The following is a 26,371-nucleotide window of genomic DNA, read 5'->3' as shown; positions in this document are numbered from 1 at the left end:
CGCCCATTGTCACGGACGGCCCTCGGGCACCGGTGCCGGACGCGGATCGAAACCGAAGGGCAGCTCCAGCCGGTGGGCGCGCATCAGCTCGTCGTCCACCAGGAGCTCCGCGGTCTTCCCGTCGGCGGCGATCGTGCCGTCGCTCAGGATCAGGGAGCGCGGGCACAGCTCCAGGGCGTACGGCAGGTCGTGCGTGACCATCAGGACGGTCACGTCCAACGACCGCAGGATGTCGGCCAGTTCGCGGCGGGAGGCGGGGTCGAGGTTGGAGGAGGGCTCGTCGAGGACGAGGATCTCCGGCTCCATCGCCAGCACCGTGGCGACCGCCACCCGGCGCCGCTGCCCGAAGGAGAGGTGGTGCGGGGGCCGGTCGGCGAAGTCCTGCATGCCGACCCGTTCCAGGGCCGTACGCACGCGTTGCTCCAGCTCGGGCCCCTTCAGCCCGGCCGCCGCCGGCCCGAACGCCACGTCCTCGCGCACGCTCGGCATGAAGAGCTGGTCGTCGGGGTCCTGGAAGACGATGCCGACCCGGCGCCGGATCTCTGCCATGTGCTGCTTGCCGACGGGCAGCCCGGCGACCTTCACGGTGCCGGTGCCGCCGGACAGGATGCCGTTGAGGTGAAGCACCAGGGTCGTCTTGCCGGCGCCGTTCGGCCCGAGCAGCGCGACCCGCTCGCCGCGGGCGATGGCGAAGTCCACGCCGAACAGGGCCTGGTGGCCGTCGGGATAGGCGAAAGCGAGGCCCGAGACCTCGAGGGAAGCGGTCACAGCGTCCATCCCAGCAGACATACGACGAGGGCGGTGAACGGGAGGGTCAGCGCGTACGACCACTGCGCCCGGGACGCGGTCACCTCGTCGATGACCGGCATCGAACCGGCGTACCCGCGGCTGACCATGGCCAGGTGCACGCGCTCGCCGCGTTCGTAGGAGCGGATGAACAGCGCCCCGGCGGACTTCGCGAGGACGCCCCAGTGGCGGACACCGCTCGCCTCGAAGCCCCGTGACTCCCGGGCGATCCGCATCCGCCGCATCTCGTCCGTGATGACGTCGCCGTACCGGATCATGAAGGAGGCGATCTGCACGAGCAGCGGCGGGAGCTTCAGCCGCTGCAGTCCCAGGAGGAGTTCGCGCAGTTCGGTCGTGGAGGCGAGGAGCACCGACGCGGCGACGCCGAGGGTGCCCTTGGCGAGCACGTTCCAGGCGCCCCACAGGCCGTTCACGCTCAGCTGGAGGCCCAGCACCTCGACCCGCTCGCCCTCCGCCACGAACGGCATCAGCACCGCGAAGGCGACGAACGGCACCTCGATCAGCAGTCGCTTGAGCAGGAAACCGGCGGGCACACGGGCCGCGTACGCGACGCAGGCCAGGAGCACGGCGTACAGGCCGAAGGCCCACATCGCCTCCCGCGGGGTCGACACCACGACCAGCACGAAGGCGAAGGTCGCCGCCAGCTTGGTGTGCGGCGGCAGGGCGTGCACGGGCGAGTGCCCGTGGCGGTAGAGCCTGTGTGCGTGTCCGGCGCCCATGTCAGACGCTCGTGCTCACGGGAGAGACGTCCTCGCCGGTACGCCGCCTGCGCACCGCCCAGAACACCGTGCTGCCCGCGACGACCGTGACGCCGACGCCGATCACGCCGGCGAGGCCGCCGGACAGGCGGGCGTCGTCGACGTCCTTGACGCCGTAGTCGGCGAGCGGTGAGTCCGCGTTCGCGTGCTTCTCGGTCTTCGCGTCGATGCCCTTGTCGGCGGCGATCTTCTCCAGGCCGTCGGGGTTCGCGGAGGCGTAGAAGCTGACGAACCCGGCCAGGAGGAGGGAGGTGACCAGTCCGGCGATCCACACCGTGCGGTGGGAGCGGGCGGCCACGGGCGCCGGGGCCGCCGCGGGGACGTCGACCAGCTCGCCGTTCACCCGCAGTTTGAGCTTCTGCTGGAGACCGCGGGCGCCGTACACGAGGTCCGGCCGTACGGCGATGACGGCGCCGACGGTCAGCGCGGTGATCGCGGCCTCGCCGATGCCGATGAGAACGTGCACGCCGACCATGGCGGTGGCGACCTTGCCGATGGAGACGTCGGTGGTGCCGCCGAGCCAGTAGAGGAAGGTGAAGGCGAGGGCCGCGGCCGGCACGGAGAGCAGCGCGGCGACGAAGGAGGCGACGGTGATGGAGCGCCGCGTGCGGGGCAGCACCTTCACCAGCCCGCGGAAGACGGCGTAGGCGACGACCGTAGTGACGATCGCCATGTCCGTGATGTTCACGCCGAGCGCGGTCAGACCGCCGTCCGCGAACAGGATGCCCTGCATGAGCAGGACCACGGAGACGCAGAGGATCCCGGTGAAGGGGCCGACGAGGATCGCCGCGAGCGCACCGCCGAGCAGATGTCCGCTGGTCCCCGCGGCGACGGGGAAGTTCAGCATCTGCACGGCGAAGATGAACGCCGCCACCAGCCCGGCCAGCGGGGCGGTGCGTTCGTCCAGTTCGCGGCGCGCGCCGCGCAGGCTCACCGCGACGGCGGCCGCGGCGACCGCTCCGGTCGCTACCGAGATGGGGGCGTCGATGAATCCGTCAGGCACATGCACCGTTCGATGATAGTGGCTTGTTGCGAACCTCTTGCAAGTGAGATGCGCGACGAACAGCCATGGGTGCTCACAAGCAAGCCGTGCGGTCCCAGGGGCGGAATCCGGGAAATATGCGACGCTGGAGTGACAGTGGATGCACAGCTTCCGCACAGGTTGCGCAGCGTGAGAGGCCCGTCACGATGTCTGTAGTCGAACAGTACGCGCGAGCCCACATCGTTTCGGACGCGGACATCGTCGAGGACGAGGCCGTCCCCGTGATCCTGCGGTACGACCCCGAGACCGACCCGCGTTCGGTACGCGTCGGGCTGCCGAGCACCCACGACGAGTGGACCTTCTCGCGCTCACTCCTCGAACAGGGCCTGCGCGCCCCGGTCGGCAGCGGAGAGGTCCGCGTGTGGCCGTGCGGGCGGGTGCAGGCCGTGGTCGAGTTCCACTCCCCGCAGGGCGTCTCGGTCGTTCAGTTCGAGACGAAGGCACTGCTCAGGTTCCTGCGGCGGACCTACCTGGCGACGCCGGTAGGCCGCGGGGAGTCAGCCGCCCAGCTTCAGCAGTGACGCCACGATCGGTCCGGCGGTGTCGCCGCCGTGGCCGCCCGACTGGACGACGCCCGCGGCCGCGAGGTCGCCCCGGTACGCGGTGAACCAGCCGTTGGGCTTCTTCTGGCCGTCGACCTCCGCCGAGCCCGTCTTCGCACCGACGTTCCCGGTGACCCCGGACATCGCCTCGGCCGCCGTGCCGTAGGCCGCCGTGTACGCCATCAGCTCCCGCAGCTGGGAGACGGTGCCCGCGGACATCGTGCGCGAGGCCGTCGCCAGGGCGCGGTCGTCGACCGTCGGGGACACCAGGTAGGGCTGCTTGAAGGTGCCGGACTCGACCGTCGCCGACACCGACGCCATGTTCAGCGGGTTCATCCGGACCCCGCCCTGCCCGATCAGCGAGGCCGCCATCTGGGCCGCGCTCTGCACCGGCACCGAGCCGTCGAACGACGGCACACCGATGGCCCAGTTGTTGAGCCCCAGGCCGAACACCTGCTGGGCCTGCTTGGTCAGGTCGTTGTTCTCCAGGTCCGGCGCCTGGCTGATGAAGGCGGTGTTGCAGGAACGGGCGAAGCTCGCCTTGAAGGTGCCGCCCTTGATCTGGAACTTGTCGTCGTTCTGGAACTTCCAGCCGCCGTACGTGAAGTACTTCGGGCAGGGGTGCGCCTTGTCCGCCGACGCCAGCCCCTTGTCGATCAGTAGCGAGGAGGTGATGACCTTCATCGTGGAGCCCGGGGCGAGGGAGCCCTGGAAGGCGGTGTTGAAACCGTGGGAGGCGTTCGCCACGGCGAGGATCTCGCCGGTGGAGGGGCGCATCAGGACGACCGAGGACCGGGCCTTCTTGGCCACCTGTGCCTCAGCCGCCGCCTGGAGCGTCGGGTTCAGGGTCGTCTTCACGGTGCCCGGTGTGCCCTTGCTCAGCTCCAGCAGGGTCTTGTCGGACGCTTTTGACGACTTCGCGGACTTGCCGCGGATCACACGGAGCTCGATGCCCGCCTTGCCGCCGGCCGTCTTGCCGTACTTCTCGCGCAGACCGTCCAGGACCGTGCCCAGCGACGGGTACTTGGCCTCGGTCAGCTCGCCGCCGTCCCGGTCGAAGGCCTTGATCGGCGGGGTCCCGGACTCACCGGTGACCAGGGTGTCGCCGTCCTGGAGGTCGGGGTGGAGGACGGCGGAGTGCCAGTCGACGATCGGCTTTCCGTCGCCGGTGCCCCGGACGACGGTGAGCGCGCTGTCGTACGTCAGCGGCTTCTCGGTGCCCTTGTACGACACGGTCCCCTTCACGGAGAAGGGGACCTTGTCGCCGGTGCGGGTGCCCGCGGTGAGCGTGACGCCCTTGATGTGGGCGTCCTTGGTGAAGCCGGTCAGCAGGGTGGTGGCCGACTTCGCGTCGTCCGTGGCGGCCGCGGCGGCGGTCACCTTGCCCTGCTGCCAGGCCGTGAGGAACTTCCGCGCGGCGGTGGTGACCTCGGTCGCGGAGAGGGGGCCGGACGGGATGTCCTTCGCCTTGTCCTCGGCGGAGGCGGAGGTGGACTGCGTGCGGTCGTCGGCCGCGGCCCCGCCGCCGTAGAGCGCGTAGACGCCGAAGCCGGCGCCGCCGACCACCACGGCGATCAGCCCGCCGATCACGGCGGGCCTGGTCTTCCGTCGCTCGGCGACGCGTCTTCTGTTACCCACAGCCTTCGATCCTCCGCAAGATCCCCAGGGTCCCCGTTGCCCTCATTCACCTCAACGACGACACCACCCTAGAGTCCCGTCCCACGGGGATGACTTCAGCCGGCAGCTCGTAGCACAGCTGCGACAATCGGACCGGCCGCGTCGCCGCCGTGGCCGCCCTCCTCCGTCATGGCCGCCGCGGACACGTCGTTGCGGAAGCCGGTGAACCAGCTGTTGGACACGGCCTGCCCGTCGACCTCGGCGGAGCCGGTCTTCGCGCCGATGTCGCCGCCGAGCCCGGCCATCGCCTTCTGGGCGGTGCCCTGGGTCGCCGTCAGCCGCATCATCTGCTTCAGCTGGGAGGCGGTGTCGTACGGCAGGCCCTTGGCGGTGGCCAGCTGCCGGTCGTCGAGCTTCGGCGACACCAGGTAGGGCTGGCGGAAGTCGCCGGTGATGGCGGTGGCCGTCACGGACGCCATGTTCAGCGGGTTCATCTGGACCTCGCCCTGGCCGATGGCGTTGGCCGCGCGGTCCGGGCCGCCGGAGGCGGGGACACTGCCGTCGAAGGAGACGATGCCGGTCTTCCAGTCCAGGCCGAGCCCGAAGCGCGTCTGGGCCTCCGTGGTCAGCGACTCGTCGGTGAGCGGCTTCTCGTCGATGAGCTTGACGAAGGCGGTGTTGCAGGACCGCATGAAGCTGTTGGCGAGTGTGGCGTTCTCGTTGGGCTCCATGCCCGTGAGGTTCTTGAAGGTCTGGCTCTGCCACACGGCCGTGTTATCGCAGGGCGCCGGGCCGTTCATCGAGGTCACGCCGTTGTCTATGAGCATCGCGGCCGTGATGATCTTCATGGTGGAGCCGGGCGCGACGGTGCCCTCGAAGGCCGCGTTGAAGGCGTCCGTGCGGTTGTTGGCCACCGCCAGCACCTCACCCGTGCTGGGCTTGACGGCGACGACCGACGACTGGGCGTACAGCTTGACCGCCTTCTCCGCCGCGGCCTGCGCGGTCGCGCTGAGCGTGGTCTCCAGCTTGCCGGGGGTGCCCTTGGCGAGGGTGAGCAGCGGGGTGTCCGCGGCGCCCTCGTCGGTGTGCCGGATCGCCAGTTCGATGCCGGGTGTGCCGCCGGCCTTGTCGCCGTACTTGCCGCGCAGCGCGTCCAGGACCGGTCCCAGGGACGGGTACTTCTCCTCCGTCAGCACGGTCCCGCTCCGGTCGACGGCCTCGATCGGCGGGTTCGCCGACTCCCCGGTGACCAGGGTGTCGTCCCGCTTGAGCTCGGGGTGGATCACGGACGGCTGCCAGTCGACCAGCGCCCGCCCGGTGGTGACCCCGCGCACCACGGTCAGCTCGCTCTTGTACGTCAGCGGCTTCGACTTCCCGTCGTAGGCCACCTTCGCCTTCACCGTGTACGGCACGGTGGCACCGGACGCCGTACCGGGAGTGATCTTCACATCGCCGATGTGGGCGGTCCCCGCGTACGCCGTCAGCAGCGGCTCGGCCGCCGTGGCGTTGTTCGTGTACGCCGCCGCGTTCACGGCGTCGCCCTTCTCCCAGGCCGCGAAGAACTTGCCGGTCGTCTCCTTGACCTCGTCCGCACTCGGCGGCCCGCTCTTGACCTCCGCCGGCCCGGCCGCCGTCCCCGTTCCGCCGCCCCCGTTCCCGTTCAGCGCGGACACGACGTTGTACGCCCCGTACCCCGCGCCGCCGACCATCACGGCGAACACGCCACCGATGACGGCGGTCTTGACCCCCTTGCCCACTGGGCTTCCCCTCCCCGTTTGTGCCTTCCACGCATCTTCTGAACGCGTTCAGAAAGGCTCCTCATCGGTGGCACTCTATGCGGAAGCTGTGGCGGCTGTAACGGGTGTTTCGCTTTTGTTGAGCGAATGTGTGGGAACGCGTGACCGAGTAGTCCGACGCCCTACTCCTGAGTACGGCAACTCATGCCGGCCCTCCCCGGCTCGTCCAAGCTGGTCCCACACCGACCAAGGGGGAGTCACTCGTGCGCAAGACCATCCTGGGCCTCGTACTGGCCGGCACGACCGCCGCCGTACTGCTGACCGGCTGCTCCACGGAGGACGCGAGCTGCGGCGGCGGCGAGTACGGCGTCCTCGCCGTGGGCAGCACCGGCACCGCCTGCGTCCCCGACGACCAGGACCCGCCGGAGGGGTACGCCCGCTACCCGAAGGGCAAGGAGCCCGAGCACGTCGGCGACAAGTGGGACGTGTACTGGGAGACCCACACCGTCGACGAGAACGGCAGGATCACCGAGGTCTCCGGCTAGCTAGACCCAGGTGTCCAGCCACATCCGTGACCGCCACTGGTCTATCGGGATCGCCGTGCCCGTGAAGATCGGCCAGAAATAGACGAAGTTCCAGGCGATCAGCAGGACCAGGACACCCGCGCCCGTGGCGCCCGCCACCCGGCGGGTGTCGCTGGAGCCGGGTGGGCCGATGATCGCGCCGAGGAGCATCGCGACGGCCAGGCAGAGGAACGGGACGAAGACGATCGTGTAGAAGAAGAAGATCGTGCGGTCCTGGTAGAGGAACCAGGGCAGGTATCCGGCCGCGATACCGCAGGCGATCGCGCCGGCCCGCCAGTCGCGGCGGAAGAACCAGCGCCACAGGACGTACAGGATCGCGAAGCAGCCCACCCACCACAGCAGTGGCGTACCGATCGCCAGCACCTCGCGGGCGCACTTCTCGCCCGCGTCGGCGGGGCAGCCGTCCTTGCCGGGTGCGGGGGACTCGTAGAAGTACGAGACGGGGCGGCCGGTGACGATCCAGCTCCACGGGTTGGACTGGTAGGTGTGCGGCGAGGAGAGGTTGATGTTGAACTTGTAGACCTCGTGCTCGTAGTGCCACAGGCTGCGCCACCACTCCGGGAAGAGCCACGACCAGCTGCTGCCCTTGCCGTCGGTCGCCGCCCAGTTGCGGTAGTAGCCGCCGGTGCCGTCCGAGGGGGAGAGGATCCAGCCGGTCCACGAGACGATGTACGTGGCGATCGCGACCGGCACGGTGGCCAGGAACGCGAAACCGAGATCGTGCTTGAGCACCGCCTCGTACGGGCGCCCCGCGCCCGCGACCTTGCGGGAGCCGACGTCCCACAGCACCGTCAGCACGCAGAAGGCGGCGAGGACGTACAGGCCGTTCCACTTGGTGCCGATCGCGAGGCCGAGCATCAGGCCCGCCAGCCAGCGCCAGGGGCGCCACCCGAAGCGGAGGGTCTCCGCGATGTGCGCGTCGGGGCGGACCCGGCCGTCGGCGTCGGCCGGGAGCGCGGCGGCGAGTTTCTCGCGCACCCTGTCCCGGTCGATCACCAGGCAGCCGAACGCGGCCAGCACGAAGAACATCAGCACGCCGTCGAGCAGCGAGGTGCGGGCCATCACGAACGCCAGGCCGTCCACCGCCATCAGCGCGCCGGCCAGGCAGCCGAGGAACGTGGAGCGGAACAGGCGGCGGCCGATCCGGCACAGCATCAGGATCGCCAGGGTGCCCAGCAGGGCGGTCATGAACCGCCAGCCGAAGGGGTTGAACCCGAAGATCAGCTCGCCGAGCCCGATGACGTACTTGCCGACCGGCGGGTGCACCACGTACGCCGGGTCCGTCGGGACCGGGACGTTCCCGTTGTTCGACAGGATCAGGTCGTTGACGTTCTTGTCCCAGTTGACCTCGTAGCCGCGGTGGACGAGCGCCCACGCGTCCTTCGCGTAGTACGTCTCGTCGAATATCACCGCCTTCGGGCTGCCCAGGTTCCAGAACCGGATGACGCCCGCGAACAGCGTCACCAGCAGCGGACCGCCCCAGGCGGACCAGCGGCCGATCCGCCCGGCGAACTCCTTGGACACCCCGAGGACCTGCCACAGCCTCGGGCTCGGCTCGACGTAGGGCGGCACCAGGCGATCGCGGACGTCGCTTCTGGGCCCCGCCGCATAGCCGAAGCGGCGCAGCCGCTGCTGCCACGACGGCCGCTGGTCCTGGTGGGCCTGCTCCTGCCGGGTGTCCATGGAGGACGCGGTACTGGTCACCGCGCCATCGTAGGGAACGGCGCTGTGTGAGTCCCGTGCTTGGGCCCCTGCGAGGATGGAAACGTGACAGTTACGCCCGGAACCCTGGTCCTTGCCGGTACTCCCATCGGCGACATCTCCGACGCCCCGCCCCGGCTCGCCGAGGAACTGGCCGGTGCCGACGTCGTCGCCGCCGAGGACACCCGGAGACTGCGACGCCTGACGCAGGCGCTGGGCGTGACGCCCAAGGGGAGGGTCGTCTCCTACTTCGAGGGCAACGAAGCCGCCCGGACACCCGAGCTGGTCGAGGCGCTGGTGGGCGGCGCGCGGGTGCTGCTGGTGACCGACGCGGGGATGCCGTCCGTGTCCGACCCGGGGTACCGGCTCGTCGCCGCCGCCGTCGAGAAGGACATCCGGGTCACCGCCGTGCCGGGGCCGTCCGCCGTGCTCACCGCGCTCGCGCTGTCCGGGCTGCCCGTCGACCGGTTCTGCTTCGAGGGGTTCCTGCCCCGGAAGGCGGGCGAACGGCTGTCCCGGCTGCGGGAGGTGGCCGAGGAGCGACGCACCCTCGTCTACTTCGAGGCCCCGCACCGGCTCGACGACACCCTCGCCGCGATGGCCGAGGTGTTCGGCGCCGACCGGCGGGCCGCCGTCTGCCGGGAGCTGACCAAGACGTACGAGGAGATCAGGCGCGGCGGGCTGGCCGAGCTGGCGGCGTGGGCGGCGGAGGGCGTACGCGGGGAGATCACCGTCGTCGTGGAGGGGGCGCCGGAGCGCGGCCCCGAGGAGCTCGACGCCACGGAGCTGGTCCGGCGGGTGCGGGTGCGCGAGGAGGCGGGGGAGCGGCGCAAGGAGGCGATCGCCGCGGTGGCCGCGGAGGCGGGGCTGCCCAAGCGGCAGGTGTTCGACGCGGTGGTGGCGGCGAAGAACGCGGGGGCGTGAGCGGCGGAGATCACGGGGTGTGAGGGGCGGAGATCGCCGGGCGTGAGCGGCGGGGAACGTACGGCCTGAGCGGCGGAGATCGCCGGGCGTGAGCGGCGGGAACGCGGGAGCGGTTGCGAGGCTGCGGGGGGCGTGACGCGAGGAACAAAGGGGCGTAAGCAAGGGCGCACGGCTTGTCGTGTGCGCCCGGCGTACGCATCCTGTGAGCTGGCGCACACGCCCCCTGAGCAGGGCGTACCTCCTCTGAGCGGGCGCCCCATGCGTGCGCAAAGAGTCGGCTTGGAAGGCAAAGCCAGGAGGCGGTCAACGGGGCGGTTTGGCAAGGAACGCCCAAATCGCCGCCAACACTCGACAGGCCTGCTGCGTTCATGCTGGTGGAGGCGTCCACTGGGTCGAGGGACTCATCCGTCCCTCGATCCAGCGGACAACAGGAGCTGGCATGAGTGAGATCGCAGGGCAGACCGGACTCCGCGCCGGTGCCACCGCCGTCGTGCACGAGTCGTATTCCTTCGCCTGCATGCGCTGCGGGCACGGGTGGGAGCAGTCGTACGAGATAGAGCACCACGTGGACGCCGACGACCACGAGTTCGTGCTCTACGTGGCGAACGGACAGGTCGTGCCCTCCCCGCTCTCCCGGCCCACGTGCACCAACTGCGACAACCACGTCGTACGGATCATGCGGCCGGGCCGGGTCGCCTCCGCCCGCGACGCGGCGCACCGGCAGCACCGCACGCCGCCCGCCGGTCCGGCAGAGGCACCGGCGGCCGACGCCGAGGGACAGCAGAAGGAGCGCGGAGAACAGGGGGAGCACGGGGAGCAGCACCACTGGCACCTGTCCGATCTCCTGCACCCCTTCCAGCGCAAGGCGAGCTGATCCGCTCCGGCACCGGCGACGGCATGCCCCTTTCGTAGGATCGGGGCATGCCTTCGAACGCCGCCGACAAGAACGCCGCCCCGCCGCTCCCGGAACCCCTGCGGGTACCGGTCGCCGACTCCCACACCCACCTCGACATGCAGTCGGGGACCGTGGAGGAAGGGCTCGCGAAAGCCGCGTCGGTGGGCGTGACCACGGTCGTGCAGGTCGGCTGCGACCTGGCCGGCTCGCGGTGGGCCGCCGAGACGGCCGAGCGCTACGACGCCGTCCACGCGACCGTCGCCCTGCACCCGAACGAGGCCCCGCGGATCGTCCACGGCGACCCCGACGGCTGGTCCCGGCAGGGCGCGCGCACCCCGGGCGGCGACGCCGGCCTCGACGAGGCCCTCGCCGAGATCGACCGGCTGGCCGGGCTGCCCCAGGTCAAGGGCGTCGGCGAGACGGGCCTCGACTACTTCCGCACCGGCCCCGAGGGCAAGCAGGCGCAGGAGAGGTCCTTCCGTGCCCACATCGAGATGGCCAAGCGGCACGGCAAGGCCCTGGTCATCCACGACCGCGACGCCCACGCCGACGTACTGCGCGTGCTGAAGGAGGAGGGCGCCCCCGAGCGCACCGTCTTCCACTGCTACTCCGGCGACGCCGAGATGGCGGAGATCTGCGCCGGCGCCGGATACTTCATGTCCTTCGCCGGCAACGTCACCTTCAAGAACGCCCAGAACCTGCGGGACGCCGTGGCCACAGCGCCGGCGGAGCTGCTCCTGGTGGAGACGGACGCGCCCTTCCTCACCCCGGTGCCGTATCGAGGACGGCCCAACGCCCCGTATCTCATTCCGGTCACGGTGCGCGCGATGGCCGCCGTGCGCGGTGTCGACGAGGACGCGCTGGCGTCGGCACTCGCCGCCAACACGGCCCGCGCGTTCGACTACTGACAGCGACCATCCGTTACCAATACCCATCGAAACGCGACTCTGAGTAGCCGCGTCGCCTTGGAGAGTGACGGCCGCTCCGCTAGGTTCTGGGGGCCCGATCCGGACCCCTATGGACCCTCCGGCCCCTGGAGCGTGTCGGCGTGAGCAACTCGCAGCACCAGACGTACGAGACGTACGGCCCGAGCGAGCCGTACACCGACGTGCACAGCGCCCAGACGCTGGCCTACGGCATGTACGTGGCGCCGCCGCCGTACGACGACACCTACATGCCCGCCTACGAGGCGCCACCCGCGCCCGCTGTGCGCGCCGAGGGGAACGGGCGGGCCGCGCGGCGGCGCAGGGTCCGGTACGCGGAGCGCTCGGAGAGCGCCATGCGCCGACTGCTCCCACAGGCGCTGGTCGTCGCGTTCCTCGCGGGCGGCACCACCGCCTTCGTCGCCGAGGACAAGGCGATCGAGCTCAGCGTCGACGGCAGGCCCCGCACCCTGCACACCTTCGCGGACGACGTTTCCGAACTGCTCGCCGAGGAGGGCGTGAAGGTCGGCGCGCACGACGTGGTCGCGCCCGCCCCCGGCGAGGAGCTCGCCAGCGGCGACGAGGTCGCGGTGCGCTACGGGCGCCCCGTGCGGCTCACGATCGACGGACACCGGCACGAGGTGTGGACCACGGCGCACACGGTGGAAGGGGCGCTTCAGCAGTTGGGGGTGCGTGCGCAGGGCGCCTATCTGTCCGTCTCGCGCTCCCGGCCCATCGGGCGCGAGGGGCTCGCACTGGACATGCGTACCGAACGCGCCGTGACGATCATGGCGGACGGGCGGGCCCGCACGATCCGTACGAACGCGGCGACCGTGCGGGAGGCCGTCGAGCAGGCCGGGATCACCCTGCGCGGGCAGGACACCACCTCCGTCGCGCCGGACAGCTTCCCTCGCGACGGGCAGACCGTCACCGTGCTGCGGATCATCGGCATCAAAGAGGTCCACGACGAGGCGATCCCCTTCGAGGTGGAGCGGACCGAGGACGCCTCCCTGTTCCGGGGCACCGAGGTCGTCGAACGGGCCGGGCAGCCGGGGCTGCGACGGATCACGTACTCGCTGCGGACCGTCAACGGGGTCCGGCAGAAGCCGCGGCGGACCAGGACCGAGGTGGTGCGGGAGCCGCGCGCGCAGATGGTCAGGGTGGGCACGAAGCCGCTGCCGACGTCCGTGCGGGGCGCCGACGACCTGAACTGGCAGGCCCTCGCGACCTGCGAGTCCGGGGGGCGGCCGGGCGCCGTCGACCCTTCGGGGACGTACGGCGGGCTCTACCAGTTCGACACCCGGACCTGGCAGAGCCTCGGCGGCAAGGGGCGCCCGCAGGACGCCCCGGCGGCGGAACAGACGTTCCGGGCGAAGAAGCTGTACGTGCGGCAGGGGACGAGCCCCTGGCCGCATTGCGGGGCGCGGTTGCACGGGTGAGCGTCTAGCGTGCGGTGGCCCGCGACCGCGCGCGGACGATCGCGCCCGGCGTGCCCCGTACTCTTGTGCCGTGAGCAGCAGCCCCACCCCCGACGCCCTCCTGGGCCCCGCCGACGTCCGCGAACTCGCGGCAGCGCTCGGTGTGCGGCCCACCAAGCAGCGCGGTCAGAACTTCGTGATCGACGCGAACACGGTCCGCCGTATCGTCCGCACCGCCGGGGTCCGCCCCGACGACACGGTGGTCGAGGTGGGACCCGGACTCGGCTCGCTCACGCTCGCACTGCTGGAGGCCGCCGACCGGGTCGTCGCCGTCGAGATCGACGACGTACTAGCCGGCGCGCTGCCCGCGACCGTCGCGGCGCGGATGCCGGACCGGGCCGACCGGTTCGCGCTGGTGCACTCCGACGCGATGCAGGTGCGGGAGCTGCCGGGCCCCGCCCCGACCGCGCTGGTCGCGAACCTGCCGTACAACGTGGCCGTGCCGGTCCTGCTGCACATGCTCGACACCTTCCCGAGCATCGAGCGCACCCTCGTCATGGTCCAGGCGGAGGTCGCCGACCGGCTCGCCGCCCCGCCCGGTTCGCGGGTGTACGGCGTCCCGTCGGTCAAGGCCAACTGGTATGCCGAGGTCAAGCGGGCCGGCTCGATCGGCCGCAAGGTCTTCTGGCCCGCCCCGAACGTCGACAGCGGGCTGGTCTCACTGGTGCGGCGGGCCGAGCCGCTCAAGACGACCGCCTCCAGGCACGAGGTCTTCGCCGTCGTCGACGCCGCGTTCGCGCAGCGGCGGAAGACCCTGCGGGCCGCGCTCGCCGGCTGGGCGGGATCCGCGGCCGCCGCCGAGACCGCCCTGGTCGCCGCCGGCGTCTCGCCGCAGGCACGCGGGGAGGCGCTGACGGTGGAGGAGTTCGCTCGGATCGCCGAGAACAAGACGGACGCCGGGTACGGGACGGGCGCCGGGAGGAAGACGGCCGCGGAAAGCAGGACGGACGCCGGGTACGGGACGGGCGTCGAGAGCAAGACGGGCGCGGAAAGCAAGACAGAGACCGGCGACAAGACGGACGTCGACACCGAGGAGCAGGCCGAGCAGTGAGCGTCACCGTGCGTGTTCCCGCCAAGGTCAACGTGCAGCTCGCGGTCGGCGCCGCCCGTCCCGACGGCTTCCACGACCTGGCCAACGTCTTCCTCGCGGTCGGCCTCTACGACGAGGTGACGGTGACCCCGGCCGACGAACTGCGCGTGACCTGCGCGGGGCCGGACGCCGGCCAGGTGCCGCTGGACCGTACGAACCTGGCAGCGCGTGCGGCGATCGTCCTCGCCGGGCGTCGCGGCCTCGATGCCGCCGTGCACATCCACATCGCCAAGGACATCCCGGTGGCGGGGGGCATGGCGGGCGGCAGCGCGGACGGCGCCGGAGCCCTCGTCGCGTGCGACGCGCTGTGGGGCACGAACGCCTCCCGCGAGGAACTCCTCGACATCTGCGCCGAGTTGGGCAGCGACGTGCCGTTCAGCCTGGTCGGCGGGGCGGCACTCGGCACCGGGCGCGGAGAGAAACTCCGGCTCCTGGAGGTGGGCGGAACCTTCCACTGGGTGTTCGCGATGGCGGAGCGCGGGCTGTCCACGCCGGCCGTCTTCCGCGAGTTCGACCGGCTGGCGGAGGGGCTGGACGTCCCCGAGCCGGTCGCCTCCCAGCCGCTCCTCGACGCCCTCGCCAAGGGCGACGCCCACGCGCTCGCCGCCGCAGTCACCAACGACCTCCAGCCCGCCGCGCTCTCCCTCTTCCCGGAACTCGCCGACACCCTCGCGGCCGGACGGGCCGCCGGCGCCCTCGCCACCCTCGTCTCGGGCTCGGGCCCGACCACGGCGTTCCTCACCCGGGACGCCGAGTCGGCGACGAAGGTGGCGGAGGCCCTGCGCACGTCCGGCGCCTGCCGGAGCGTACGGACGACTTCCGGGCCGGCCCCGGGGGCCACGGTCAAGCGCTGATCCCCGGTGGGGGTGCGCGTTTCTGGGGGCTCCGCCCTCAGACCGCCGGGCCTATGCCCACCCCCCACCCGACTCGGTCGGACAAAACGTGACCCTCGCCCCGGTGGCGCACCTCTCGACCCACCGAGTCGGGTGGTGGGTGGGCGAAGGCCGGGGGTCCATGGGGCGGAGCCCCCTGGCGGGGGCGAGAACCCCGGCTTGGGGATGACCACCCGCCCCTCCGACTACTCTGGAAGGTCGATCGTCCCCCTTGTCAGGAGAGTAATGGCCGTCAACCTGGTCAATGTCGAGAACGTCAGCAAGGTGTACGGCACCCGTGCCCTGCTGGACGGCGTCTCGCTCGGCGTCTCCGAGGGCGACCGCATCGGGGTGGTCGGGCGGAACGGCGACGGCAAGACGACCTTGATCCGGATGCTCGCCAAGCTGGAGGACGCCGACACCGGCCGGGTCACGCACTCGGGCGGACTGCGGACCGGCGTGCTGACCCAGCACGACTCCCTCGACCCGACGGCCACCGTCCGGCACGAGGTCATCCGGGACATGGCCGACCACGAGTGGGCCGGGAACGCGAAGATCAGGGACGTCCTCACCGGGCTGTTCGGCGGGCTCGACATGCCGGGGTTCCCGCAGGGGCTCGACACCGTCATCGCCCCGCTCTCCGGCGGTGAGCGGCGCCGCATCGCGCTCGCCAAGCTGCTCATCGAGGAGCAGGACCTGATCGTCCTGGACGAGCCGACCAACCACCTCGACGTGGAGGGCATCGCCTGGCTCGCCCGGCACCTGCGCGAGCGGCGCTCCGCGCTCGTCTGCGTGACCCACGACCGGTGGTTCCTGGACCAGGTCTGCACCCGGATGTGGGACGTGCAGAAGGGCGATGTCTACGAGTACGAGGGCGGTTACTCCGACTACGTCTTCGCGCGCGCGGAGCGTGAGCGCATCGCCGCCACGGAGGAGACCAAGCGGCAGAACCTGGTCCGCAAGGAGCTGGCGTGGCTGCGGCGCGGCGCCCCGGCCCGTACGTCCAAGCCGCGCTTCCGCGTGGAGGCGGCCAACGAGCTCATCGCGGACGTGCCGCCGCCCCGGGACAGCAGCGAGCTGATGAAGTTCGCCTCGTCGCGGCTCGGGAAGACCGTCTTCGACCTGGAGGACGTGACCGTCCAGGCCGGCCCCAAGGTGCTGCTCAAGCACGTGACCTGGCAGCTCGGCCCGGGCGACCGGATCGGTCTGGTCGGGGTGAACGGCGCCGGGAAGACCTCCCTGCTGCGGGCCATGGCCGAGGCCGCCCTGACGCAGGGCGAGACGCAGCCGGTCGGCGGGCGGATCGCCGTGGGAAGGACCGTCAAGCTCGCCTACCTCTCCCAGGAGGTCGCCGAACTCGACCCGACCTGGCGGGTGCTGCAGGCCGTGCAGCAGGTGCGGGAGCGCGTCGACCTCGGCAAGGGGCGCGAGATGACCGCCGGTCAGCTGTGCGAGACGTTCGGCTTCAACAAGGAGAAGCAGTGGACGCCCGTCGGCGACCTGTCCGGCGGTGAGCGGCGCAGGCTCCAACTGCTGCGTCTCCTCATGGACGAGCCCAACGTCCTCTTCCTCGACGAGCCCACCAACGACCTCGACATCGAGACGCTGACCCAGCTGGAGGACGTACTCGACGGCTGGCCCGGCTCGATGGTCGTCATCTCCCACGACCGGTTCTTCGTCGAGCGCACCACCGACCGCGTCTTCGCCCTCCTCGGCGACGCCACCCTGCGGATGCTGCCGCGCGGCATCGACGAGTACCTGGAGCGGCGCCGGCGCATGGAGGAGGTGGCGGCGGCCTCGGTCCCCACGCCGGCCGCCGACAAGGCCGTACCGGAGAAGAGCGCCGCCGACCAGCGTGTCGCGAAGAAGGAACTCCAGAAGATCGAGCGGCAGTTGGACAAGGTCTCCCAGAAGGAGACCAAACTGCACGCGCAGATCGCGGAGAACGCCACGGACTTCGAGAAGGTGGCCAAACTCGACGCCGAGCTGCGGGACTTGGCCGCCGAGCGGGACGACCTGGAGCTGCGATGGCTGGAACTCGCCGAGGACGCGTGAAGGGCGCGTGAAGGCGCATAACGACGGCATCACGGGCCGGTCCTCCCTTGGGAACAGGGGCAGAACCGGCCCGGTGCGTTGTCGGTCCCGAGTGATAGAAAGAGCCGTCTGAGAACTTTCTGAGTACGACTCTGGGTCCATACGAACCTCAGGGCGTGGCTAAAAATCAGTGACTGAACGGGGGGACGCGCTGATGACTCAGCCGCCCAACCAGCCGCCGCAGGGTGGCTTCGGAGCGCCGCAGGACCAACCACCACAACAGCAGGGAGGCGGCTTCGGAGCTCCGCCGCCACCGCCGCCGCAGGCTCCACCGCAGCCCGGTTACGGCTATCCGCAGCAGCCCGCGCAATCGTCCGGCCCGTACGACCAGTCCGGTCCGTACGGCCAGCCGCAGCCCGGTCCCTACGGTCAGCCGGGACCGTACGGCCAGCCGCAGCAGCCGGGGCCGTACGCGCAGCCGCAGCAGCCCGGGCCGTACGCGCAGCCGCAGGGGTACGGCTATCCGCCGCAGCCCCAGTTCCCGGGCGCGCCCGGCACCCCGCCGCCCGGCTCCGGCAACCGTTTCAAGGGCAAGCCGGCCGTCATCATCGGTGCCGCCGTGGCGGTACTGCTCGTCATCGGCGGGACCGTGTTCGCGGTCACCAGCGGCGGTGACGACGGCAAGGAGCCGATCGCCGGGAAGAGCGACGACCCCAAGCCCACCGCGTCCGACTCCCCGGTCAACCCCGGTGACGGCAGCGGTGCCGGCGGCGCGGACCCGGAGAACCTCAACGAGGGCCGGCAGGCCGGCGAGGCCAAGGTGCTCTGGTACAAGGAGGCGCCCGACGCCCCCGGTGACGGAGCCGATGCCCCCGGTATGTGGATCACCGACAAGACCGCGGTGAAGGCGGCGTACAAGCAGCTCGTCGCCTACAACGTCGGCGATGGCGCCCCCACTTGGGACACGGTGACCTTCCCGCAGAAGATCTGCGCGGTCACCCCGCAGAAGACGTCCGACGACAAGATCGTCGTCGCGTACATGGACGGCGTCAGCGACCGCGCCGAGTGCAACCAGCTCCAGGAGATCGACCTCGACACCGGGGCGAAGGGCTGGACCGGCGAGGTCGCGGACGGCGCGCTGTTCGACAGCACCGCCTCGATCGAGCTCTCCGTCACCGGCAAGACCCTGATGGTGGGCCGCTCGCAGTCCGGCACGGCGTACGACGTGACGACCGGCAAGAAGCTCTTCGACAAGAAGCGGTACGGCGACGCCTGTTTCCCGAAGGCGTTCGCGGGCGGCGCCCGCCTGGTCGTCGCCGCGTCCTGCGACGCCGGCCAGGCGACCGCGCACGACGAGGTGCAGGAGCTGGACCCCAGGACCGGCAAGGTCAAGTGGACCCAGAAGTTCGACAAGGGCTGGTCCGTCGAGCACACCTACTCCGTCGACCCGCTGGTCATCTACAGCACCAACGACGACAAGGACGCGTGGAACATCTCCGCGGTCACCGCCGCCGGCAAGTTCCGCTCGCAGGTCGCCTTCGACGAGGACTTCGCTCCTGAGTGCGGCTGGGGATTCCTCGGCGGTGACCTCCAGGCCTGCGAGGGCGTGGCCGCCGACGCCAACACGCTCTACCTGCCCACCGAGGCGACCACCGGCGCGAACGAGGTCGTCGCGATCAACCTCGCCGACGGCAAGGAGAAGTGGCGGGTCAAGTCCCCGACGGACGAGTCGATGCTGCCGCTGAAGGTCGAGGGCGGCAAGCTCGTCGCGTATGTCCAGCCGTCGTACGACGGGGGCGGCCGGATCGTGTCGATCCCGACGACCGGCGCCAAGCACACCCCGTCGACGCTGCTGCAGATGCCGACGGGCACCGCGGACATCGAGAGCAGCTTCTACTCGAAGGCCATCGACTGGGTCGACGGACGCTTCTACATCTCGACCACACGGCTGGCCGGCGACACCGACAAGAAGGAGAAGTTGATGCTCGCCTACGGCAAGTGACTCTTCCCCCTCGGTTCCCCGCCCTTCCCGCCGTCTCCGCCGACTCCGCTCCCGAGGTACTCACGTCATGACCCAGCCGCCCCCTCCGCCCCCCAACCAGCCCCCGCAGCAGGGCGGTTTCGGCCCGCCGCAGGACCAGCCTCCGCAGCCGCCGCAACCGGCGCAGCCCGCGCAGCCTCCGCAGCCGCCGGGTCAGCCGCAGCCGGGTTACGGCTACCCGCAGCAGCCCACACCCCCCCAGACCCCTCCGGGCTACGGCTATCCGCAGGCGCCGCCGGCCCAGGCACCCCAGGCACACCAGACCCCGCCGCCGCCCCCCGGCTACGGCTATCCCGGCCAGCAGCCCAACCCGTATGGGCAGCAGCCCAACCCGTACGGCCAGCAGCCCGGTTACGGCTACCCGCAGGGGACCATGCCGCTGCAGCCGCAGCCGGGTCAGCCGGCCGGCGGCGGCAAGAAGTTCAACGCGCAGCTGACCATCATCGTCGCCGCCGTCGTGGCGATCGCGCTGATCGTCGGCGGCGGTGTCTGGTACGCGTCGACCTCCGGTGACGAGAGCGGCAAGAAGGACGACACCGCGAGTTCCGGCGGTAGCACGGGCGGCACCGACGACAAGGACGGCGGCAGCACCGGCGGGGGCGGCACGGACGGCTCCGGCGGCACCACCGGCACCTCCACCACCCCGGTGGAGAAGGTGCCCGGCAACCCCGCCTCCAAGGTCCTCTTCCAGGTCCCGGCGCCCGAGGTCGGCAAGGACAGCACGATCTCCACGGCCGGTTCGTGGCTCACCGACAAGGTGTACGCCAAGAGCGGCGTCGCCGAGGTCGTCGGCTACGACCCCGACAAGGGCACCAAGCTGTGGACGATCAAGCTCCCCGGCCCGGTGTGCCAGGGCAGCAACCACGTCACCACCGACGGCCGGACGGCGATCATCTACCAGCCGCAGATGCCGACCAAGGCCGAGCCCTCGCACGGCTGCAGCCAGGTCGCGGGGATCGACCTCGCCGCCGGCAAGAAGCTGTGGACGAAGACCGCCAACTCCGGTGACGAGGCGATCAGCTTCAACAACGTCACCGTCAGCGCGAACACCGTCGCCGTGGGCAGCTCCAGCGGTGGCGCCGCCTTCGACCTCGGCTCCGGCAAGCAGCTGTGGGCCCCGAAGCCGACCGACACCTGCTACGACGCCGGGTACGGCGGCGGCGCGAAGCTGGTCGCCGTGCGCAGGTGCGGTTCGTACGACGCACCCGAGCTGCACATCCAGACCCTCGACCCGACGGGCGGGAAGGTGATCTCCGACTACAAGATGGCGCAGGGCATCTCCTACGCCAGTGTCGTGTCGACCGACCCGCTGGTGGTGGCCGCCGACATCGGCGAGGCCGCGAAGGACGGCAGCGGCATCTCGGACTTCTTCTCCATCGACAACAAGACCGGCAAGCTGCGCACCCGCATCTCGGCGCCCAGCGACCAGTACGCGGCCAGCTGCGACGGCATCACCAAGATCGAGGAGTGCCACCAGATCGCGGTCGGCAACGACCGGCTCTACCTGCCGACCGAGGAGGACGACGGCGCCGAGGAGTACACCCAGGCCAACGCGATCGTCGCGATCGACCTCGCCACCGGCAAGCAGACCGGCCAGCGCGCCGACTCGGGCGACGACTACACGATCTCCCCGCTGCGCATGGACGGCACCAACCTGATCGCGTACAAGCGTCCGCCGTACGACAAGGGCGGTCAGATCGTCAGCATCGACGGCGGCTCCTTCAAGGAGACCAAGCTGCTGGAGAACCCGGCGACGGAGTCGGTGCGGGACGTGGAGACCAGCATGCTGCCGGACTACTCGGAGTACCAGTACTCGCAGGGCCACCTGTTCATGTCCGCGATCTTCGCCAGTGCTCTGTCGGGATCGGACAAGGAGTATCTGGTGATCGCGTTCGGCGCGAGCTGACCCGCCCGACCGGCCTTCCCGCACGGCCCCGCCCCTGCTCAGGGGTGGGGCCGTGCGCGTACCGCTCATCACCCTCGAATGCTAGGAAAACCAGAATTTCCGTCGATCCGGGGCACTTCTCTCCCGGTAGGGGAAGCGCAACGTCGAACAAGCGTGTAGCTTCCGGGGGCATGAAGGGCGGGGGGAGCCGGGAGGGGGCTTCTGTCCGTGCGGACCAGTGGGCATCCATTGGGGCATCCACGGTGATGCATGGGGATCCACTGGGGGGACTGGGGGGTTGGGCTCGATGGGAGTGCGGCTCATGGTGGTCGACGACCACCGTCTGCTCGCCGAGGCGCTGGCCTCGGCGCTGAAACTGCGGGGGCACCGGGTGCTCGCCGCGGCGGCGCCCGCCGCGGGCGCGGCGGAACTGGTGATCAGCCGGGCGCCGGAGGTGTGCCTGCTGGGCACGGCGACACCGGCGGAGCCGGGGATGTTCGACCCGGTGGTCCGCATCAAGCGGGAGCGTCCGCAGGTGGCGGTGCTGGTGCTGGGCCCGGTGCCCAACCCGCGCGGGATCGCGGCGGCGTTCGCGGCGGGGGCCTCCGGCTACGTACGGCATGACGAGCGGATCGAGGGGGTCGAGCGCGCGATCATGAAGGCCCGGGCGGGGGAGGCGGCGGTGGCGCCGCAGCTGCTCCAGGGCGCGTTCAGTGAACTGCTCAACCCGGTGGCCCAACCGGACGACGAGGGACAGCGTCTGCTGCAGATGCTGACCCCCCGGGAGGTCGAGGTCCTGGTCAGGGTCGCCGACGGCGAGGACACCCGCCTGATCGCGGCCGGCATGGGCATCGCCCCGTCCACGGCCCGCACCCACGTCCAGCGGGTCCTGATGAAGCTCGGCGTGGGATCCAGGCTGGAGGCTGCGGCGCTGGCGGCGCGGACGGGGCTGCTGGACAGGGCGGGGCCGGTGTCCCACCCGTCGCCGGAGGCGGGGGCGGAGTTCTAGACGCCGGGTGCTTTCGAGCACTTCCGGCGGGGCGTGGGGCGGGACGGGAGACTTCCGTCCCGCCCCGGGGCTCACTCCACCGTCTCGTCCCCCGCCACCGCGTCCACCGGCGGCGGAACCACCGGCCGCAGCTTCGGCCAGACCAGGAAGAACAGGCCAAGGGCCGGCATCCCCACCCCGGCCCACAGGTTGAATTTGACGCCCTCCGCCTTGTCGATGTCGGCGTCGGACGCGGTGAGGCCGGCGATCGTGACGATGACGCCGTGGAGGACGAACAGGCCGCCGATGATGCGGCGGATGGCGAAGAGGCGGGCCCGCGGGTCGCGGACTTGGTCTGCAGTTCGCAGACCTCGTGCTGGACGTCTTTGTGGAGCTCCTCGGCCGCCCTGCTTGTGGATGACGAAGTAGTCGATCATCGCGGCCGTGGTGCTCGCGAGCAGGTCCGTACTCGCTTCGTTGCGTGAACCGATCCAGAGCGGCGGAACCCATGCCTCCGTGTTCAGAAAATGAACACGTCGGTTGACGTTTCTTGTTTGATTGTGATGTTGACGGTGGTGGTCGCTTGTGTTTCGATGTGTTTGGTTCTGTTTGATGATTGAGTGGCTCGAATAGGGAGTCCGCAGTGAAGAAGACCTCGACCCGACTGGCCGACGGTCGCGAGTTGATCTACTACGACCTGCGCGACGACACCGTGCGGGACGCGGTCGACCGCCGGCCGCTGGATCCGACCGTCACCACGTCCGAGGTCCGCCGGGACCCCCTGCTCGGCGACGAGGTCGCCATCGCCTCGCACCGCCAGGGCCGCATCTACCACCCGCCGGCCGACGAGTGCCCCCTGTGCCCGTCCCAGGGTGACCGGCTGAGCGAGATCCCGGACTCCTCGTACGACGCGGCGGTCTTCGAGAACCGCTTCCCCTCGCTCGCCGGCGACTCCGGCCGCTGTGAGGTGGTCTGCTTCACCTCCGACCACAACGCGTCCTTCGCCGACCTTACCGAGGAGCAGGCGCGCCTGGTCCTGGACGCGTGGACCGACCGGACGTCGGAGCTGTCGAATCTGCCCTCCGTCGAGCAGGTGTTCTGTTTCGAGAACCGTGGCGCGGAGATCGGTGTGACGCTGGGTCACCCGCACGGGCAGATCTACGCCTACCCCTTCACCACGCCGCGCACCGCGCTGATGCTGCGCTCGGTGGCGGCGCACAAGGAAGCCACCGGCGGGGAGAACCTCTTCGACGCGATCCTGGAGCGCGAACTCGCCGACGAGCGGGTCGTCCTGGAGAGCGAGCACTGGGTCGCCTTCGTGCCGTACGCGGCGCACTGGCCGTACGAGGTGCACCTGTACCCGAAGCGCCGGGTGCCGGACCTGCTCGGCCTCGACGAGGACGCGCGCACAGAGTTCCCCCAGGTGTATCTGGAACTCTTGAGGCGCTTCGACCGGATCTTCGCCGGGCCGGGTGGAGGGAAGGAAGGGGAGGGCGAGCCTCAGACGCCTTACATCGCCGCCTGGCACCAGGCGCCGTTCGGCGCGCTGGAGGACTTCGAGGGCGTCAGCCGTGACGACTTCGCGCTGCACCTCGAGCTTTTCACCATTCGCCGTACGTCCGGCAAGCTGAAGTTCCTCGCGGGGTCCGAGTCCGGTATGAGTGTGTTCATCAACGACATCCGGCCGGAGGCCGCGGCCGAGCGACTGCGAGAGGTAGCGAGTTCATGAGCGGCAAGTTTCTGGTCACGGGCGGTGCGGGGTACGTCGGCAGTGTGGTCTCCCAGCACCTGCTGGAGGCGGGGCACGAGGTCGTCGTCCTCGACAACCTCTCCACCGGCTTCCGCGAGGGTGTCCCGGCCGGGGCCACCTTCGTCGAGGGCGACATCCGCGACGCCGCCAAGTGGCTCGACTCCTCCTTCGACGCCGTCCTGCACTTCGCCGCCTCCTCCCAGGTCGGCGAGTCGGTCGTGAAGCCCGAGAAGTACTGGGAGAACAACGTCGGCGGCACCATGGCCCTGCTCGGCGCCATGCGCGAGGCGGGCGTGCACAAGCTCGTGTTCTCCTCCACGGCCGCCACCTACGGCGAGCCCACCGAGGTGCCGATCGTCGAGTCGGCTCCGACGCAGCCCACCAACCCCTACGGCGCCACGAAGCTCGCGGTCGACCACATGATCACAAGTGAGGCGGCGGCCCACGGGCTCGGCGCCGTGTCGCTGCGCTACTTCAACGTGGCGGGCGCGTACGGGGAGTACGGCGAGCGCCACGACCCCGAGTCGCACCTCATCCCGCTCGTCCTCCAGGTCGCGCAGGGCCGGCGCGACGCGATCTCCGTCTACGGCGACGACTACCCGACGCCGGACGGCACCTGCGTGCGCGACTACATCCACGTCGCGGACCTGGCCGAGGCCCACCTCCTCGCGGTCAAGGCCGCCACCCCCGGCGAGCACCTCATCTGCAACCTCGGCAACGGCAACGGCTTCTCCGTCCGCGAGGTCGTCGAGACGGTCCGGCAGGTCACCGGCCACCCGATCCCCGAGGTCGTCGCCCCCCGCCGCGGCGGCGACCCGGCGGTCCTGGTGGCGTCGGCCGCCACCGCCCGCGAGAAGCTGGGCTGGAACCCGTCCCGCGCGGACCTCGCGGGGATCGTCGCGGACGCGTGGGACTTCGCACAGCGACGCGGCAACTAGCGGCACCCGCGGCAACGCGGCAACCGGCTGCACCGGCAGCTGCACAAGTAGGTACGGAAAGGTCAGGGGTCAGGGCATGAGCGAGGCTGTCGCAGGGGCTGTCGCCGAGCGGTTCGAGGAGCTGTACGGGACCGGGCCGCAAGGGGTGTGGGCGGCGCCGGGCCGGGTCAACCTCATCGGCGAACACACCGACTACAACGACGGCTTCGTCATGCCGTTCGCCCTGCCGCACGTCACCGTCGCGGCGGTGTCCCGGCGCGAGGACGGCGTACTGCGCCTGCACTCGGCGGACGTCGACGGCGGCGTCGTCGAGCTGCGCCTCGACGACCTGGCCCCGGAGACCGACCGCGGCTGGACGGCGTACCCGGCGGGCGTGGTCTGGGCCCTGCGCGAGGCGGGCCACGCGATCACGGGCGCGGACGTCCACCTGACGTCGACGGTGCCGTCCGGCGCGGGCCTGTCCTCGTCGGCGGCGCTGGAGGTCGTGGTGGCGCTCGCCCTGAACGACCTCTACGACCTCGGCCTCAAGGGCTGGCAGCTGGCCCGCCTGTGCCAGCGCGCCGAGAACGTCTACGTCGGCGCCCCCACCGGGATCATGGACCAGACCGCGTCCGCCTGCTGCGAGGCAGGCCACGCCCTGTTCCTCGACACCCGGGACCTCTCCCAGAAGCAGATCCCCTTCGACCTGGCCGCCGAGGGCATGCGCCTGCTGGTCGTCGACACCCAGGTCAAGCACGCCCACAGCGACGGCGAGTACGGCAAGCGCCGCGCCGGCTGCGAGAAGGGCGCCGACCTGCTGGGCGTGAACGCCCTCAGGGACGTGCCGTACGCCGAACTCGACACCGCCCTCGACCGCCTCGGCGACGAGGAGGAGGTCCGCCGCCTGGTCCGCCACGTCGTCACCGAGGACGAGCGGGTCGAACGGGTGGTGTCCCTGCTGGAGTCGGGCGACACCCGCGCGATCGGCCCGGTGCTGGTGGAGGGTCACGCCTCGCTCCGGGACGACTTCCGTATCTCCTGCCCGGAGCTGGACCTGGTGGTGGACACGGCGCTGGGTGCGGGTGCGTTGGGCGCCCGCATGACCGGCGGCGGCTTCGGCGGCTCGGCGATCGTCCTCGCGGAGGCCGCCGACGTCGACACCATCAGCAAGGCCGTCCAGGAGGCCTTCGCCGCGGCCGACTTCACCGCCCCGCGGGTGTTCGAGGCGGTGCCGGCGGCGGGGGCGCGCAGGATCAGCTGAGCCGCTTCGTCAGCGTGTACTCCGTGATCCCCGGCGGATAGTCGGGGATCACGCACACCACCTCGTACCCCTGCTTCTGGTAGAACCGCGGCGCCTGGAAGTCCCAGGTCTCCAGTCGTGCGGCCGCACAGCCCCGTTCGCGACGGGCCGTCCGCTCGGCCTGTGCGAGCAGCTCGGAGCCCAGGCCCGCGCCCCGGTGACGGTCGTCGACCCACAGGTACGTCACGTGGAGCCAGGTCGCCCAGGTGTGGCCGACGAGGCCGCCGGCCAGGCGGTCCGCGTCGTCCAGGATCCAGACGTGCAGCGGGGATTCGCGTTCGCCGGGGGTGCCGCGCAGGGCGCGCAGGACGGGGGAGGCCGCCGTGTTCGTCTCCCGCAGCCGGATCCGGAGCAGATCGCGCCGTTGTCTGTCGACTCCTGTCTCCATACGAAACATGCGGCTCACCATAAACGCGTCGGACAGCCAGTTCTGCAAATTACCTTCCGCTCCTGCCCCCCGGCCGTACTCTGATGAACAGCACCGGTG

The 26,371-nt window shown here is 70.8% G+C and carries 22 protein-coding genes and 1 pseudogene; 15 read left to right on the top strand and 8 right to left on the bottom strand.

Annotated features, from left to right (window positions below; all coding sequences use genetic code 11):
* Positions 1–9: 9 nt before the first annotated feature.
* Genes ACFWWR_RS21715 through ACFWWR_RS21705 form a run of 3 tightly spaced genes read right to left on the bottom strand, consistent with a single transcriptional unit; the run spans position 10 to position 2,574 of the window.
* Positions 10–789: an energy-coupling factor ABC transporter ATP-binding protein gene (locus tag ACFWWR_RS21715; RefSeq protein ID WP_383858910.1), complete on the bottom strand. Its 780-nt coding sequence runs from the start codon at positions 787–789 to the stop codon at positions 10–12.
* On the bottom strand, positions 765–1,526 hold the full coding sequence (gene cbiQ, locus ACFWWR_RS21710; RefSeq protein ID WP_384304825.1) for a cobalt ECF transporter T component CbiQ: 762 nt from the start codon (positions 1,524–1,526) through the stop codon (positions 765–767). The genes ACFWWR_RS21715 and cbiQ overlap by 25 nt, the downstream gene beginning before the upstream one ends.
* Position 1,527: 1 nt before the next feature.
* Entirely contained in the window at positions 1,528–2,574 is a 1,047-nt protein-coding gene (locus ACFWWR_RS21705) for an energy-coupling factor ABC transporter permease (RefSeq protein WP_383858904.1), read from the bottom strand.
* A 179-nt stretch (positions 2,575–2,753) separates the two neighbouring features.
* Between ACFWWR_RS21705 and ACFWWR_RS21700 the strand changes: the two genes are divergently transcribed.
* Positions 2,754–3,128, top strand: a complete 375-nt coding sequence (locus ACFWWR_RS21700) for an SsgA family sporulation/cell division regulator (protein WP_383858901.1) — start codon at positions 2,754–2,756, stop codon at positions 3,126–3,128.
* On the opposite strand, the gene ACFWWR_RS21695 is transcribed toward ACFWWR_RS21700, so the two are convergent.
* Positions 3,105–4,787: a penicillin-binding transpeptidase domain-containing protein gene (locus ACFWWR_RS21695; RefSeq protein ID WP_384304822.1), complete on the bottom strand. Its 1,683-nt coding sequence runs from the start codon at positions 4,785–4,787 to the stop codon at positions 3,105–3,107. The genes ACFWWR_RS21700 and ACFWWR_RS21695 overlap by 24 nt on opposite strands.
* A 95-nt stretch (positions 4,788–4,882) precedes the next feature.
* A complete protein-coding gene (locus ACFWWR_RS21690; RefSeq protein ID WP_384304820.1) occupies positions 4,883–6,523 on the bottom strand; it encodes a penicillin-binding transpeptidase domain-containing protein in 1,641 nt (546 codons plus the stop codon).
* A gap of 242 nt (positions 6,524–6,765) precedes the next feature.
* Between ACFWWR_RS21690 and ACFWWR_RS21685 the strand changes: the two genes are divergently transcribed.
* Complete coding sequence (locus ACFWWR_RS21685; RefSeq protein WP_383858892.1) at positions 6,766–7,047, top strand: SCO0607 family lipoprotein; 282 nt, start codon at positions 6,766–6,768, stop codon at positions 7,045–7,047.
* Here the strand turns inward: ACFWWR_RS21685 and ACFWWR_RS21680 are convergent, their stop codons facing one another.
* Positions 7,048–8,790 carry a dolichyl-phosphate-mannose--protein mannosyltransferase gene (locus tag ACFWWR_RS21680; RefSeq protein WP_384304818.1) on the bottom strand — a complete coding sequence of 581 codons (1,743 nt, stop codon included), beginning with the start codon at positions 8,788–8,790 and terminating at the stop codon, positions 7,048–7,050.
* 63 nt (positions 8,791–8,853) lie between these two features.
* Between ACFWWR_RS21680 and rsmI the strand changes: the two genes are divergently transcribed.
* From rsmI to ACFWWR_RS21630, 10 genes are all read left to right on the top strand, one after another.
* Positions 8,854–9,711: a 16S rRNA (cytidine(1402)-2'-O)-methyltransferase gene (gene rsmI / locus ACFWWR_RS21675; protein WP_383858886.1), complete on the top strand. Its 858-nt coding sequence runs from the start codon at positions 8,854–8,856 to the stop codon at positions 9,709–9,711.
* A gap of 439 nt (positions 9,712–10,150) precedes the next feature.
* Entirely contained in the window at positions 10,151–10,585 is a 435-nt protein-coding gene (locus tag ACFWWR_RS21670; protein WP_383858883.1) for a hypothetical protein, read from the top strand.
* Between the two features lie 47 nt (positions 10,586–10,632).
* A complete protein-coding gene (locus ACFWWR_RS21665; protein WP_384304815.1) occupies positions 10,633–11,514 on the top strand; it encodes a TatD family hydrolase in 882 nt (293 codons plus the stop codon).
* 140 nt (positions 11,515–11,654) lie between these two features.
* The gene (locus tag ACFWWR_RS21660) at positions 11,655–12,968 is read left to right on the top strand and encodes a ubiquitin-like domain-containing protein (protein ID WP_384304813.1); all 1,314 of its coding nucleotides are present in this window, start codon (positions 11,655–11,657) and stop codon (positions 12,966–12,968) included.
* A gap of 70 nt (positions 12,969–13,038) precedes the next feature.
* A complete protein-coding gene (rsmA, locus tag ACFWWR_RS21655) occupies positions 13,039–14,058 on the top strand; it encodes a 16S rRNA (adenine(1518)-N(6)/adenine(1519)-N(6))-dimethyltransferase RsmA (RefSeq protein ID WP_384304810.1) in 1,020 nt (339 codons plus the stop codon).
* Positions 14,055–14,951: a 4-(cytidine 5'-diphospho)-2-C-methyl-D-erythritol kinase gene (locus ACFWWR_RS21650; protein WP_383858871.1), complete on the top strand. Its 897-nt coding sequence runs from the start codon at positions 14,055–14,057 to the stop codon at positions 14,949–14,951. Before rsmA ends, ACFWWR_RS21650 begins: the two co-directional genes overlap by 4 nt.
* A 264-nt stretch (positions 14,952–15,215) precedes the next feature.
* Positions 15,216–17,024: an ABC-F family ATP-binding cassette domain-containing protein gene (locus ACFWWR_RS21645; protein WP_383858868.1), complete on the top strand. Its 1,809-nt coding sequence runs from the start codon at positions 15,216–15,218 to the stop codon at positions 17,022–17,024.
* A 193-nt stretch (positions 17,025–17,217) separates the two neighbouring features.
* Positions 17,218–19,005: a PQQ-binding-like beta-propeller repeat protein gene (locus ACFWWR_RS21640; RefSeq protein WP_383858865.1), complete on the top strand. Its 1,788-nt coding sequence runs from the start codon at positions 17,218–17,220 to the stop codon at positions 19,003–19,005.
* Positions 19,006–19,072: 67 nt separating this feature from the next.
* Positions 19,073–20,950 (top strand): PQQ-binding-like beta-propeller repeat protein, encoded by a 1,878-nt coding sequence (locus ACFWWR_RS21635; protein WP_384304808.1) that lies wholly within the window; start codon positions 19,073–19,075, stop codon positions 20,948–20,950.
* A 286-nt stretch (positions 20,951–21,236) separates the two neighbouring features.
* A complete protein-coding gene (locus ACFWWR_RS21630; protein ID WP_383858859.1) occupies positions 21,237–21,938 on the top strand; it encodes a LuxR C-terminal-related transcriptional regulator in 702 nt (233 codons plus the stop codon).
* Positions 21,939–22,009: 71 nt separating this feature from the next.
* Here ACFWWR_RS21630 and ACFWWR_RS21625 read toward each other — a convergent pair.
* Positions 22,010–22,278 (bottom strand): annotated as a pseudogene (locus ACFWWR_RS21625) (hypothetical protein).
* 282 nt (positions 22,279–22,560) lie between these two features.
* On the opposite strand from ACFWWR_RS21625, the gene galT reads away from it, so the two are divergent.
* From galT to galK, 3 genes are all read left to right on the top strand, one after another.
* Positions 22,561–23,646, top strand: a complete 1,086-nt coding sequence (galT, locus tag ACFWWR_RS21620) for a galactose-1-phosphate uridylyltransferase (protein ID WP_383858856.1) — start codon at positions 22,561–22,563, stop codon at positions 23,644–23,646.
* On the top strand, positions 23,643–24,605 hold the full coding sequence (galE, locus tag ACFWWR_RS21615; protein WP_383858853.1) for a UDP-glucose 4-epimerase GalE: 963 nt from the start codon (positions 23,643–23,645) through the stop codon (positions 24,603–24,605). The genes galT and galE overlap by 4 nt, the downstream gene beginning before the upstream one ends.
* A 76-nt stretch (positions 24,606–24,681) precedes the next feature.
* The gene (gene galK, locus ACFWWR_RS21610) at positions 24,682–25,845 is read left to right on the top strand and encodes a galactokinase (protein WP_384304807.1); all 1,164 of its coding nucleotides are present in this window, start codon (positions 24,682–24,684) and stop codon (positions 25,843–25,845) included.
* Here galK and ACFWWR_RS21605 read toward each other — a convergent pair.
* Positions 25,838–26,293: a GNAT family N-acetyltransferase gene (locus tag ACFWWR_RS21605; RefSeq protein WP_383858847.1), complete on the bottom strand. Its 456-nt coding sequence runs from the start codon at positions 26,291–26,293 to the stop codon at positions 25,838–25,840. The genes galK and ACFWWR_RS21605 overlap by 8 nt on opposite strands.
* Between the last annotated feature and the right edge of the window lie 78 nt (positions 26,294–26,371).

The organism is Streptomyces sp. NPDC058678, from assembly GCF_042714835.1.
Taxonomy (GTDB): domain Bacteria; phylum Actinomycetota; class Actinomycetes; order Streptomycetales; family Streptomycetaceae; genus Streptomyces.
Note: the sequence above shows the minus strand (reverse complement) of the source record. Positions and strands in the feature narration are given on the sequence as shown.